This window comes from Idiomarina xiamenensis 10-D-4 (assembly GCF_000299895.1).
GTDB lineage: Bacteria > Pseudomonadota > Gammaproteobacteria > Enterobacterales > Alteromonadaceae > Idiomarina > Idiomarina xiamenensis.
This window is the reverse complement of the sequence record NZ_AMRG01000001.1, coordinates 144,699-157,721: the sequence shown is the minus strand read 5'-3', so window position 1 is coordinate 157,721 and position 13,023 is coordinate 144,699. Positions and strand designations below refer to the sequence as shown.

At 50.3% G+C, this 13,023-nt stretch carries 10 protein-coding genes; 4 read left to right on the top strand and 6 right to left on the bottom strand.

Annotation, left to right across the window (positions count from 1 at the left end):
- Nucleotides 1-20 precede the first annotated feature (20 nt).
- Nucleotides 21-461: a hypothetical protein gene (locus A10D4_RS00690; RefSeq protein ID WP_008487077.1), complete on the bottom strand. Its 441-nt coding sequence runs from the start codon at nucleotides 459-461 to the stop codon at nucleotides 21-23.
- A 398-nt stretch (nucleotides 462-859) separates the two neighbouring features.
- Here A10D4_RS00690 and A10D4_RS00685 point away from each other — a divergent pair, with 398 nt between their 5' ends.
- From A10D4_RS00685 to cfa, 3 genes are all read left to right on the top strand, one after another.
- On the top strand, nucleotides 860-1,198 hold the full coding sequence (locus A10D4_RS00685; RefSeq protein ID WP_008487076.1) for a P-II family nitrogen regulator: 339 nt from the start codon (nucleotides 860-862) through the stop codon (nucleotides 1,196-1,198).
- Between the two features lie 9 nt (nucleotides 1,199-1,207).
- Nucleotides 1,208-2,446: an ammonium transporter family protein gene (locus A10D4_RS00680; RefSeq protein WP_008487075.1), complete on the top strand. Its 1,239-nt coding sequence runs from the start codon at nucleotides 1,208-1,210 to the stop codon at nucleotides 2,444-2,446.
- Between the two features lie 124 nt (nucleotides 2,447-2,570).
- Nucleotides 2,571-3,686 (top strand): cyclopropane fatty acyl phospholipid synthase, encoded by a 1,116-nt coding sequence (gene cfa / locus A10D4_RS00675; RefSeq protein ID WP_008487074.1) that lies wholly within the window; start codon nucleotides 2,571-2,573, stop codon nucleotides 3,684-3,686.
- Here cfa and A10D4_RS00670 read toward each other — a convergent pair.
- Together A10D4_RS00670 and A10D4_RS00665 are read right to left on the bottom strand one after the other, a co-directional pair.
- Nucleotides 3,683-5,254 (bottom strand): methyl-accepting chemotaxis protein, encoded by a 1,572-nt coding sequence (locus A10D4_RS00670; protein WP_008487073.1) that lies wholly within the window; start codon nucleotides 5,252-5,254, stop codon nucleotides 3,683-3,685. The two genes, cfa and A10D4_RS00670, sit on opposite strands and share 4 nt — an antisense overlap.
- 103 nt (nucleotides 5,255-5,357) lie before the next feature.
- A complete protein-coding gene (locus A10D4_RS00665; protein WP_040502184.1) occupies nucleotides 5,358-6,485 on the bottom strand; it encodes an AI-2E family transporter in 1,128 nt (375 codons plus the stop codon).
- A gap of 165 nt (nucleotides 6,486-6,650) precedes the next feature.
- Between A10D4_RS00665 and A10D4_RS00660 the strand changes: the two genes are divergently transcribed.
- A complete protein-coding gene (locus A10D4_RS00660; RefSeq protein WP_008487071.1) occupies nucleotides 6,651-7,166 on the top strand; it encodes an Mpo1 family 2-hydroxy fatty acid dioxygenase in 516 nt (171 codons plus the stop codon).
- A gap of 14 nt (nucleotides 7,167-7,180) precedes the next feature.
- On the opposite strand, the gene A10D4_RS00655 is transcribed toward A10D4_RS00660, so the two are convergent.
- The 3 genes from A10D4_RS00655 to A10D4_RS13540 are packed head-to-tail and all read right to left on the bottom strand — an operon-like array spanning nucleotide 7,181 to nucleotide 12,918.
- Nucleotides 7,181-8,824, bottom strand: coding sequence for a diguanylate cyclase (locus A10D4_RS00655; RefSeq protein ID WP_008487070.1), 1,644 nt, complete (start codon nucleotides 8,822-8,824; stop codon nucleotides 7,181-7,183).
- Nucleotides 8,821-9,204 carry a response regulator gene (locus A10D4_RS00650; protein ID WP_008487068.1) on the bottom strand — a complete coding sequence of 128 codons (384 nt, stop codon included), beginning with the start codon at nucleotides 9,202-9,204 and terminating at the stop codon, nucleotides 8,821-8,823. Before A10D4_RS00650 ends, A10D4_RS00655 begins: the two co-directional genes overlap by 4 nt.
- Entirely contained in the window at nucleotides 9,205-12,918 is a 3,714-nt protein-coding gene (locus A10D4_RS13540; protein WP_008487066.1) for a PAS domain S-box protein, read from the bottom strand. It abuts the gene before it with no gap.
- Between the last annotated feature and the right edge of the window lie 105 nt (nucleotides 12,919-13,023).

The following is a 13,023-nucleotide window of genomic DNA, read 5'->3' as shown; positions in this document are numbered from 1 at the left end:
GCATCTTCCCGATGAAAGACTTAGAACCAAACGCCCGACTGACGCTTGGGCTTCTGGTCACTGGCGGTACGTTCAATTTGCGCGCGGTTATCTTGCACACGGTAGGCATCGCCATCGCATTGAATAGCGGCTAAACATTGATCGGTTTGCACCTCATGGCAGCGTTCTAAAACCACGCCGTTGCCGCCGATCGCTTGCACTGCCGCTTTCAAATCGAGCATCGCCATTTGCTGTTGCGATTGCCCCTGCACGGGGCAAGAAAAGCCGCTTTGACGAGCTAAAAAACGCGCCTCAACGTTATTGTCGTAAATGTCGTAGGGGCTGTAAAAATTGACGGTTTCAACCAGCGCCGATGACACCTCTGCTTCACTTTGGTTGGCTTGCTGGGTATAACGATTAAACGCACTACAGCCTGCTAACACAGCAATTAGAAAAACGCTGATGAGCGTTCTTAGCATCATTGAGGCCTCCCTATGTAGTTTACCCAAAGTGTCGCTAATCAACGTAACTTAGCCAAAGTCACTCAACCAAAGTAACTTAGTCACGCCAATCAAAAAAGCGATAAAGGAAAATTCAGCGCTAAGATAAAAGGTACGCATTAAACTGTAAAGCGGTTTACGGTTTCTTAACGCTTGCTAGTCGCCTATCAATCCGCCCACACGCACCAATAAAGTGCAACCCGAGTCAAAGCAACCCGCCTTAGCACCAACATGGTGCAGCTATCAGCGTGATTTTTGTTGATAACGCCACCTAAGACTATTTATCAAACAAAACATACTGATAACAAAGGTTATTTTTATGTTGGCACAAACTCTGAATAAGGTTTAGCTCTGGTTCTATATGACAGCGAGAAGCGTCTATGAAAATGATAACAGCCTTAATTAAACCCTTTAAGTTGGATGACGTTCGAGCTGCTCTCGCAGAAATCGGCTGCAAAGGCTTAACGGTGACCGAGGTACGCGGCTTCGGTCGACAAAAGGGCCATACCGAGCTGTATCGAGGGGCCGAATATCGCATCGACTTTTTACCCAAAGTAAAAATCGACATCGCCGCCAGTGACGATCAAGTCGAAGCCATCATCGACGCCATCAGCGATGCTGCCCACACCGGCAATATCGGCGACGGCAAAATATTCATTACCCAGCTTGAACAAGCGTTGCGTATCCGTACCGGCGAAGTTGATGACGAGGCAATTTAGGAGAGAACGATGGCCAGCTTAGCGCAATTTAGTGAGTTACAATTTGCTCTGAACACCTTTTATTTACTGATCTCAGGCGCCCTAGTCATGTGGATGGCAGCGGGCTTTTCGATGTTAGAGGCGGGTTTGGTGCGCAGCAAAAATACCACCGAGATCCTAACCAAAAATATCACCTTGTACGCGATTGCCTGTACGCTATTCCTGCTGGTCGGCTATGGCATCATGTATCGCGGTAACGATGCTGGCGGCATCATACCGAGTTTAGCGCTGCTGTTAGGCGAAGCCGACAGCGAGGCATCACACGCATTAGCCGCCGACTTCTTTTTTCAAGTAGTATTCGTCGCCACCGCCATGTCCATTGTCTCGGGTGCCGTTGCTGAGCGTATGAAGCTCAACGCCTTTCTACTATTTAGCGTGGTACTGACCGGTTTTATTTATCCGGTAGAAGGATACTGGAGTTGGGGCGGTGGTTTTTTAAAAAGTGCCGGCTTCGTCGATTTTGCCGGTTCCGGTATTGTGCATATGGCTGGTGCCGCCGCCGCATTGGCTGGCGTATTGTTGCTTGGCCCACGGCTCGGCAAGTACCGCCGTGACGGTAGCATCAACGCCATTCCTGGCGCTAACATGCCATTAGCAGCGCTGGGCACCCTGATTTTGTGGATGGGCTGGTTCGGTTTTAATGGCGGTTCGCAGCTTGCGTTAAGCAGCTATGATGATGCTAACGCTATCGCCGATGTCTTCGTTAATACCAATGCCGCTGCGGCAACTGGCGCTATTAGCGCATTGCTGATGACGCGCTTGCTGTGGCAAAAGGCTGACCTAACCATGATCCTCAACGGCGCCTTAGCCGGGTTAGTGGCAATTACCGCCGATCCGGTCAGTCCCACACCACTATGGGCGGCCGCTATCGGCGTCAGTGCCGGTGTGCTAGTGGTGCTATCAATTATCGCCCTAGACCGCTTACATTTAGATGACCCGGTCGGCGCGATTTCGGTACACGGCGTCGTCGGTCTATTGGGTTTGCTGTGGGTGCCAGTGAACAATAGCGAAGCGAGTTGGTCGGCACAATTATTGGGCGCCTTTAGCATTTTTACTTGGGTCTTTTTATGCAGTCTGTTGCTATGGTGGTTATTGAAAGTCTGTATCGGCATTCGCGTCTCGGCAGAAGACGAATACCAAGGCGCCGATATCAGCGATTGTGGCGTCGAGGCCTATCCTGAATTTAGCGGCTCAGGTAAACGCAACTAGAGTGAATCAATAGGCTGAATTGTAAAGAAAAATACCCGCTTTCAGTGCAGCTATTGGGTATCCAATCGGCGTTTTCTTGCGTAGCTGCTATAGTGATACTGGCAGCAGCAAGGAGACTACGAGCATGGCAGCAAGTCAGGAATTTGTTACTCAGCTTTTAGCCAAAGCGGATATTCGCGTCAACGGCGATAGGCCTTGGGATATACAAGTTCAGCAAAGCGCTATGTTTGATCGCGCACTCGCCTACGGCAACCTAGGTTTAGGCGAGTCATACATGGACGGGCAGTGGCGTGCAGAGCGTTTAGATATGTTCTTTGCACGGCTGCTGCGGGCTCGCATTCAAGATCAAGTCAAACCCACCCGCTTACTGTGGCACGCGTTAAAGAGCCGGCTTTTCAATTTACAAAATATCAAGCGCGCTTGGGAGGTGGGTCGCCACCATTACGACCTCGGTAACCGCTTGTATCAGGCCATGCTCGATCCGCTGATGGTGTACACCTGCGGCTATTGGCGCAACGCCGATGATCTAGCCACAGCACAACGCCACAAGCTGGAATTAAGCTGCCAAAAACTGGGCTTAAAGCCAGGCATGAAAGTATTAGATATCGGCTGTGGCTGGGGCAGCTTTATGCAATACGCTGCCGAGAACTATCAGGTTGAATGCGTTGGCGTCACCGTCTCCAAAGCACAGGTGGAGCTAGGCCAGCAGCGCTGCCAAGGATTGCCGGTAAAGTTTTTGCTGCAGGATTATCGTGATTTACAGGGACAATTTGACCGTATCATTAGTTTGGGTATGTTTGAACATGTCGGCAGTAAAAACTATGCCGATTACATGCGCGTGGCTAAGCGCTGTTTAACCGATGATGGCCTGTTTTTATTACATACTATCGGTAAACACGGCAACAGCGGCGGTACCGACCCTTGGATCAGCCGCTATATTTTTCCCAATGGTGAAATTCCCACGCTAGAGAGCATGTCCCCCAGCCTTGAAGACAACTTTGTGGTTGAGGATTTACACAACTTTGGTGCCGATTACGATAAAACCTTGATGGCTTGGCTAAGCAATTTTGAACACGCTTGGCCACAATTAAAAAGCGACTACGATGAGCGCTTTTATCGTATGTGGCGGTACTATTTATGCAGTTGCGCCGGTGCCTTCCGCGCCCGCGACGTGCAGTTGTGGCAGTGGGTGTTAAGCAAGGCCGGTATTGAAGGCGGCTACCAACGCCCGCTAAGTTAGTCTTTCAGGGGCCAGTAGCCTACTCGAAAGCCGCCCCAGTGTTTACCGTTTACCCAAATGGGTACCGATAAGTCATGCATCACTTCGCCGGTATCGCGCTTATAGGTTTGCAACAAGAGTTGTTGAGTATGTGCGCCGCAACGCTTGCCGGTCGCGTCGTTGAACAAGCGGCGTGAGCGATTACCTACCTTGTCCTGTTCGGCTTTACCCGTTAACGGTTGATTAAAGCGATCATTATGACGGGCGACGTAACCATTCGGGTCGGTGGTAATGGCGTAGACAATTTGCGGGTGACGCGCTAAGGCGGGCTCTTGAATCGGCGCTAAGTGACGCTGAAAGTATTCACTGTACGCCGTTTCTAACTTATACGAGGCATCCGTAGCCGGTCGATATTCACGACTGAATAACTGCGCCTCGGTTAATTCGCCGCTATCGAGCGCCGCGCTTAGCAACTCGCTAACCTGTTCGGCGGCTTGCGCAGCAACGTCATAAATAGCGCGATGCGGAGATTCAGCATCGTGCATGACTAATAACGCGAATAGTGACTCTGATTGAGCTTCTAAATGGCTAGCCTGGCCCAACACATCGCTCATATACTGTTGCTGCTCGTGCAGTTCTTGCTCAACTTGCCGAAAAGCCAGTCGGCTATCGGTTAATTGCTGATGATTCTGAGCAACATTAGTGGCAATTTGCTGTAGCTGCTCCTCGACTGAACTGGCATGCTGTAAAATCTCATCGAGTTGCTGCACCACCCCATTGACGGTGGTTGCTTGCTGCTCGACTTCGTCGGCTAGCGCGCTCATGCTATGACTGGCGTGTTGCGTTTGCTGATGAATCGCTTCGACCAACTGACTGACTTCGACGGTCGAGCTTGAGGTACGTTTAGCTAAGTTACGCACTTCATCGGCAACCACGGCAAAGCCACGACCATGCTCACCGGCACGCGCACTTTCAATCGCCGCATTTAAAGCCAACAGATTGGTTTGCTCGGCAATGGCATCAATGACCGCTGTCACTTGACGTATTTTTTCAGCATCCGCGCGTAAGCCTTCAACATCTTGCGCGACAGCACGACTTTGTTTGACTACCTGCTCGATATCGCCAATCAACGTCTGTACTTGCTGCTGTCCTTGCAGGCTGATTTGGCGCGTTTGCTCACCGGCATCAGCAACATTAGCCGTGTATTGAGATATTGATTGCGCGCGCTCAGCGATATCGGCAACCTGAGCGACATTACGATTAAGCACCGAGACGTTATCTTGCAGCACCTGCTGTAGATGCTGTATACGATGACTTAACTCGGCGGTAGCAATCGCATTATCGCCAGCGTTGGCAGCGACTTGTTGCATTGCGAGTTGTTGTGCGGATTGCTCATTGGTGGCGCTAGCGGGCGTGGCCGGACGGCGCCACAGTAACACGAGCAGCAGACTTAGGCCGATCAGGTTTAGCGTTAACCGCAGCCAATCGTTATCAAGCAGTGCGCTGCTGAGCAACACCATAAGCGCAGCCAGCAACGCGCTAGAATTAACCCACGATAAGGCTTTGTTAGCGCCGCTTAAATTGCTCATAGGCCATCCTCTGTTGACGCCCATAAACGGTTGTTAATCTGCTTAAACTATCAGCTTAATCATGCTTTACCATGCGACCAAAGTCTAACCACTGCTGACACTGTCAGCGTATGGGCTGGTCACGTTCATGTAAATCTTCATCGGCGTCGGTCAGGCGTTCGGCTAAGCGCTCATCGGCGGTCAACTCCGCCGAGGTGTTAAACTCGCGCATAAAAATTTGCCAAAACACCATAAATAGGGCCGCGATCAGTGGGCCAATGACAAAGCCATTGATGCCAAAAATAGCTAAACCACCAACGGTTGAGAACAGTACCACGTAATCGGGTAGCTTAGTGTCGCGACCAACCAAAATCGGACGTAAGACGTTGTCGGCTAGGCTGATGATGACGGCGCCGTAGGCAAATAAAATCACCCCGTCCATCAACTCACCGGTGGCCATTAAATAAACCGCTACCGGCGCCCAGATGATCGCCGCACCAATTGCCGGTATCAGCGATAAAGCCGCCATCACCACACCCCATAAGGTTGGTGCCGGTAAGTCTAGGATCCAGAAAATCAGGCCACCGAGAGCCCCCTGCACAATAGCCACTACCAAGTTACCTTTAACAGTAGCGCGAGTGACCTCGGCAAATTTTGTAAAAAGCTGTTCCTCGCGATCGTCGCCCAACGGTAACGCTTGCACTAACAGCCGTGTTAATTGCGGACCGTCGCGTAACAAAAAGAAACTTAAGTACAACATCAAACCCAAGTTTAAGAAGAAACTGAAGGTGCTTTGGCCGATACTGAAGGTTTCTTTCGCCAGTACTTGGCTCACCGATACTGCGCCATCGGATAAGCGCTGTTTCAGTGTCGCCGGGTCCATACCCAATTGATTTAAGATATCACCGATGAAAGGAAAAGCCTGACGTACGCGATCAACCATGTCGCCGACGCTGATATCGCCGTCGCTTAAGCGCTGATAAAGCTGTACGCCTTCACTCACAAATGACGAAATAATGGCAACGACGGGTATCACCACAATGACCATGCACAACATCAAGGTTAAGGCCGCGGCGATGCTCGGGTGCTGGCCAATGCGTTGATTAATACGGCAATGCACCGGGTAAAAAATGACGGTGATCACAGCCGCCCAAAAGATGGCTCCCCAGAGCGGCTTTAAGACCCACAAGAAGGCTAGTGAAACTACCACTAACATCAATAAAAATGAGCGTTGTTCCAGTTTCTGTTGCATCAACATCCCTTTCGTTGCAGGCGCCGTCGTCAGCGCCATCAAAGCCATTAATCTGGCATCCTACTCCGACTCGGCGCTAAACTAAAGCACCTTAGCGGCGGCGCTTGACAGCTCACCGCTTTCGTATCAATCTTTACCTAACAACAGCGACCAGCAAAGCGCCCCATGAAAAGTTTAACCGAACACCTCAGCAACTATGCTTGCTACCATCGCGATAGCCGCAATATCCTGACGCATATGTTTGGCATTCCGATGATTGTCGTGGCGATTGTCATTTTGTTGTCGCGACCCACGTTCAGCCTGCTGGGGCTGCCATTAACACCAGCCTTATTGCTGAGTATAGCGGCTGTTATCTTTTATTTCCGCTTAAGCAAGCTGTTCGCTGCAGTGATGGCGTTTTTGCTGCTACTGTGTTTAATCGTCGGTGAACAAATTGCCATGCAATCAACTGCACAATGGTTAATTACCGGTATCGGGTTATTTGTCGTCGGCTGGATTTTTCAGTTTATTGGTCATTATTACGAGGGCCGTAAACCGGCTTTCGTCGACGATATCATCGGCTTACTGATCGGCCCCTTGTTTGTGGTCGCCGAGGTATTATTTGCGCTAGGCTTGTGCAGCTCACTGCAACAAGCCATTGAACAGCGCGTGGCACAACAAATGGCGCCCCCCAAGCCATAGTCAACAGCGCCTCGTTAATGCGCCACAATGCAATTGCGGCCGCCATGCTTGGCTTCGTAAAGCGCTTCGTCAGCAAGCTTTCGTAATTGCTCGGCATTGGCATCGGCATGGCTTTGGTTGTCAACGCAGCCACCCGATAGTGAACAATGAAAATGCCCATTAGCGTGTTGAAATACCAGCCGCTCGAAACGTTCGCGAATATCGTCCAGTATCAGCTTCGCTTGGGCGGCGTTGCAGTCGATTAAAACCGCAAAAAATTCCTCACCGCCATAGCGACCAATGCGGTCATCACGTCGTAGCCGTTGTCTTAATAACATAGCCGCAGACGCTATCACCATGTCGCCCACCGCATGTCCATATTGGTCGTTAACGCGCTTAAAAAAGTCGATATCGACCATGACAAAAGCCACCGCCTGTTCGCGCTGCTGAGCACTGTGCCACTCTAACTCAGCCGCTTCTTTAATATTGGCATGCTTTAACAAACCGGTCAGACCATCGAGCATGATTTGCTCGTTAAGATAGCGAGCTCGCTCAACTCGAACGCGTATTGCCGCGACCAAGTGCTCGTCAGAAATAGGCTTGGTTAAAAAGTCATCAGCACCACTGCCCATTGCCGATAGCTGCCTATTCACATCAGTTTCGCCAGATAAAAAGACGATTGGCAAACCAACGCAACTCGGATATTGGCGTAATACCCCGGCTAACTCACGGCCGCTATAACGCGGCATGTACAGGTCCATAAGCACCAATTCACTGCGCTGAGAGAGTACCGTCTCGACAATTTTTTCAGCCTCGGTCAGACGCGCCACCTGCATACCAGCCGCCTGCAGCACCAACTGGTAGTGCTGAGCTAGGTCATCGTCATCTTCGATAATTAATACTCGCTCAGCCGCAACCGAGCGGCGTATCACCAACTGCATGAGTTGGTTCACCACCCGCGGCACATCAAAGGGCTTAACCACAAAACCAGCAAAGCCTAATCGTGCCGCCAGTATGCGCCTTTCAAAATCATCGCACTCGGCGATCATCAAGGTCGGCAGTAAATGTTGCTGCGCACGCGTTTGTACCCAGGTGGCGTTATTGCTCAGGCGATTCACGTCGTCGCGGCTGACATCAAGCAACACCACCTCATACTGATAAAGCCGCGCATCATCGCCAGCGATAATTGACGACCAAGCGACAAAGGCTAAGCGGCAACCGTAAGCGGATAGCTGTTGGTCGAGGAGTCGCTTTAGCGCTTCATCGTCGGTGATAACGAGCAGTGTCAGGCTATCGCTGCTGGCTTGTTGCTCGGTTAGAGTACTCGCATCCGCTTGATATTGTTGCAAGCTCAATGGCGTACGAACTAACTGCTCCACTTGCTCAATCAGCAGGTGACATGGCCTCGCCGGCAGCGGTTGCTGCTGTTGCAGGCTCAACACGTCATGTTCTAGCTGTCGGGCTTGCTGGCCCAAGCTGGTTAAGCCAAAGGTGCCCGCAGAACCGGCTAACTTATGAAGTAGCTGATGTAATTCCGACAGTGCAGATGCCTGCTGTTGCGGGTCAAGCAAGGTTTTTGCCACTTCACGGATATGCGCTAGCGACGCCGGCAAGCGCGTTAAATACTGTTCGCGCAGGTTGCCTAATTGCTTTAGAAAGTCTTGTTGAGCGCCGCTCATACTTGCTTCCATATGGTTTCGATTTGTGCCGCTAATTGCATCGGATCAAAGGGTTTGCTGATCACTGCTAAGGCACCTAGTTGCTTTAACTCCTCAACCTCTTTGGGTTGCACTTTGGCGGTCATAAAAATCACCGGCACCCTGGCTTGACCACTCAATTGGCGCCACTGTTGTAGCAATTGGGGGCCATCCATACCGGGCATCATCACATCCAGCAATAACAGTTGCGGTGCAAATGCCGGACCTTTTGTTAATGCTTGTTGCGCCGATTCACAGCAGCAAATTTGGTAACCACCTAAGGCCTGTAACGCCATGCTGGCGACTTCACGAATATCGGGTTCGTCCTCAACATATAAAATACGCGTTAACGCGGTCATCATTTAATCCTTATCTGAGTCTGGCGTGGTCTTGGTCAGGGTTGCTTGTCGGTTCAGCTCATCATCAATAAGCGCAAGTAATTCGCTGGGTGCCAGTTGCTGAGTTTTCAGCAGAGCCTTGACGGCTGCATCGCCTTGATTAAGCTGCTCGGCGGTCAGCATCACTACCCGCGTATTGGTAGCTAATTGCTGTACCGCTTGCCGACCGTTAGCATCATCGCTAAGCATGTTAATATCGATAAAAACAGTATCGACCCGCTGTGTCGCTAAATAGTCCTTCATCGCGATTAGGCTGGTCACATGATGCCAGTCTTGCTGGCAATTATTACTGCTTGTGATGCTCGCCGCGGTATTCTCGTCCTTGCAGACTAATAACAGTGGCAGTGAGTGCTCGCTAGAGGTTAACGTCGCGCGCTGCAGTGCTTGCAGCAGCCGTTTTTCGTCGATGGGTTTACTTAACCAGTCGATACCGGCATAACGCCCATTGATCGCCAACCGCCCCTCTTCCATTTTTACCGACAGCACAATCAGCGGCAAATCGCGCAACTTGGGTTGCTTGCGCACCGCATGAATAAAGTCGACACCGTTACCGTCAGGTAAGAGTAAATCAACCGTGATTGCCGCAAATTGCTGTGTCGCGACTAACTGCAGCGCTTGTTGTTGTGAAAACGCGATTTCGGTGGCGTAACCGCCGCGTCCGATAGTTAATGCCAGTAGCTGAGCAATATCCGGGTCATCTTCTAAAATTAACACACGCTTTTTGCCAGTTAGCGCGTTATCAACAACCTGATGTTGACTCAGTTTTTCGTCGGCAACCGAACTATGTTCTTGGAATGCAGGTAAATCGACATAGAAAGTCGCGCCTTCGCCCTCGACAGACTCAAAATTAATGCGCCCGCCCATACGTTCGACTAGCTCACGGGTGATCGCCAATCCCAAGCCGGTACCACCTTTTTTGCGCGTATCCGATGCATCGGCCTGGGAGAACTTGGTAAAAATTTGCTGGTGGAAGGCTAACGGAATACCGGGTCCGTGATCGCTTACCGAAACCCTGACAAAACCTTTTCGATGGCTGAGGCTAACATCGACGATGCCGCCATCGGGCGAGAACTTGATCGCATTGGAAAGTAGATTCGCCAACACTTGTTGAAAGCGCTGATTATCAATACGAACAAAAGTATGGTCTTCTGTTGTCTCCAACGACACCTTAACAGAGCGTTCGCCAGCAAAAGTTTGGTGGCTCTCAACGGCATATTGCAACTGCGGCCATAATGGTTGCAGCTTAATGTCGAACACCATTTTACCGGCTACCAATTTTTCCATGTCCAGCAGGTCGTTGATCAGATAGGTCAGGCGCTGGCTATTCTTATAGGCGATTTCGATCATACGCGAGGCCGACTCGGGTAAAGTACCGGCAATACCACCGTTTATCAGACCGAGGGCACCGCTAATGGATGTCAGCGGCGTACGTAACTCATGACTGACAGTAGAGATAAACTCGCTCTTCATGGTTTCTAACCGCTTACGTTCGGTGATATCGCGGATCATACCGACGTAGTGAGGCTGACCAGCGTGTTCCACCTCCCACACCGATAATTCCATCGGAAACAAGCTACCGTCCTGCCGCATCCCTTCAACTTCACGGCCGATACCGATAATACGAGCGATACCGGTTTGCTGATAGTTACTCAGGTATTCGTCGTGATGCTCTTGATGCGGCGACGGCATCAGCATTTTTACATTGTTACCGATAAGTTGTTCGCGCTGGTAACCAAACAATTGCTCGACGGATTGATTCGCGGTAACCATAATACCGCGCTGGTTGATGGTAATAATGCCATCCAGCATGTTGTCCAAAATTGCTTCGGTATAACTGGCTTGTTCACGTAACTGCAACTCGCTTTCTTTACGTGCCGAAATATCCTGAAATAAGCCTTGCAAGCCTGCGCAACGGCCGTTCTCTATGCGTGGTAAGCCGATTGAGCGCACCCAACGAGAGCGTCCGCTTGCGGTGGTGATGACGAGTTCCAAGTCATAAGCTTTGAAGTGTTCAATCGCCTCATCAACGGCCTGTTGTAAACGTTGCAAACTGCCGTCATCACGGTAAAAAGCAAAAGCGCTGTCTAAAGTTGGTTGATAATCATCGTCGACCTCATGGATACGCTTTGTCATGGCGCTCCAATGCAACGAGTTATCGATTAGATCAACCTCCCAGGTGCCCATTTTTGCCGCTTCACTGGTTTTTTCAATAAGTGCATAGGCATTACGTAACTGCTGTTCCGATTGCTTTTGTTCCGTAATGTCCATCAAGGTGCCGATATGACCGACGATTCGTTGCTGCTGGTCGCGTAACGGCGACACTTGGCAGGTGACCCAAGCGTTACTCGGCAAGTCTTGTTGTGAGCGGCGAAAACGAAAGTCAAAGCGAAAACTGCTGCCACTTTGTTGATAACACTGCCAACGCTCAAGCAGTTCACTGCGATCTTCAGGCTCTACGGCCGTTAACCATTCGCCCGCCATAGCCTGTTCTCGAGTTAAGTTGGCAAGCCACAATGCGCGATCGTTAACAAATAAACAGCGATTATTATCGTCAATTTCAAAGATACCGACCGGCGCCGATTCGGCTAACGAGCGAAAACGTTGTTCGCTTTCGTTTAATAACTGCTGCGCGGCTTCTTTTTCTTCTCGCACTCGCGAGGCGTAGACCAACTGTGCAATAGTCGACGTCAATGGCTCAAGAAAGCTGACTTGTTCTTCACGGTAGCCACTCACCGCATTGGCTACGCCAACCAAAGCTACAATTTCACCACCGTAATAAGCCGGAATCGCCATAAACTTACGCAATTCAGGATGCCCAGGGGGTAAACCTTTGGCCCGTGAGTCGGTCATGGGCGAGTCAGAGATTAGTGGTTTACCCGCTGTCACCGCACGACCGAACAGTGTCGTCATATCCCTGAACTCAAGCCCAGTCGGGGCGTGCTTATCAAAAAACTCTCGGCTGGCTTTATCCCAAGCGATATTGGTTAAGGTATACGCCTTCATATACGGCTGACCATGCTCGTCATACAGAATATCGCCAATAAAGCCGTATTCACTGTCCGTCAGCGCCAGCACATCATGCAGGAGCCCATCGAAGGCAGCGGTACGGTTACTGGCTTGTATAAACTTGGACTGGGCGCGCGCAATCACATCGTTAAGACGTTTTGCCTGATGCAGTTCCCATTGCTGTTGGCTTTCATTAACGCGCTGTAACTCGGCCTCAACGCAGGCGGCGAGCTCGCGTAATAATGCCAGTTGTGTTTCGTTAAACTCCCTAACTTGGGTATCAATAACACATAGCGTACCTAAACGGAGGCCATCGGCGCTTTGAACCGGCGCGCCAGCGTATGCGCGTAGGTGAGGTTCACCGGTGACTGCGGGTAGCTCTTTAAAGCGCTCGTCAGCACTTAAATCATTAACCACCAACAGGTCTTCAACGGTGATAGCAAAAGAACAAATTGAGACGTTTCTTGGTGTTTCACAAAAATCCAAACCGATGACCGACTTAAACCATTGCCGCTCTTTAGCCACTAAAGAAATGGTTACGATTGGCACAGAAAATATTTTCTGTGCCATACGTGTGTAGCGTTCAAAACGCTCTTCAGGAGGAGTATCAAGCAGCCCTGTTTTATCTAACGCGGCTAACCTTATTATTTCTTTATGATTATCGGTTTGCATATACCTGCACTTATACTATAACGCTTGAAGCCTGATATCGTTTCTGTAAAAGCTATTTAAATACTTGAGTCTAATTATTATTAAAACCTATCATAACCTTTATCA

Bases quoted from the DNA above. Each gene is read 5' to 3' on its own strand.
- A10D4_RS00690 (WP_008487077.1), bottom strand. From the start codon at position 461: ATGATGCTAAGAACGCTCATCAGCGTTTTTCTAATTGCTGTGTTAGCA.
- A10D4_RS00685 (WP_008487076.1), top strand. From the start codon at position 860: ATGAAAATGATAACAGCCTTAATTAAACCCTTTAAGTTGGATGACGTT.
- A10D4_RS00680 (WP_008487075.1), top strand. From the start codon at position 1,208: ATGGCCAGCTTAGCGCAATTTAGTGAGTTACAATTTGCTCTGAACACC.
- cfa (WP_008487074.1), top strand. From the start codon at position 2,571: ATGGCAGCAAGTCAGGAATTTGTTACTCAGCTTTTAGCCAAAGCGGAT.
- A10D4_RS00670 (WP_008487073.1), bottom strand. From the start codon at position 5,254: ATGAGCAATTTAAGCGGCGCTAACAAAGCCTTATCGTGGGTTAATTCT.
- A10D4_RS00665 (WP_040502184.1), bottom strand. From the start codon at position 6,485: ATGCAACAGAAACTGGAACAACGCTCATTTTTATTGATGTTAGTGGTA.
- A10D4_RS00660 (WP_008487071.1), top strand. From the start codon at position 6,651: ATGAAAAGTTTAACCGAACACCTCAGCAACTATGCTTGCTACCATCGC.
- A10D4_RS00655 (WP_008487070.1), bottom strand. From the start codon at position 8,824: ATGAGCGGCGCTCAACAAGACTTTCTAAAGCAATTAGGCAACCTGCGC.
- A10D4_RS00650 (WP_008487068.1), bottom strand. From the start codon at position 9,204: ATGATGACCGCGTTAACGCGTATTTTATATGTTGAGGACGAACCCGAT.
- A10D4_RS13540 (WP_008487066.1), bottom strand. From the start codon at position 12,918: ATGCAAACCGATAATCATAAAGAAATAATAAGGTTAGCCGCGTTAGAT.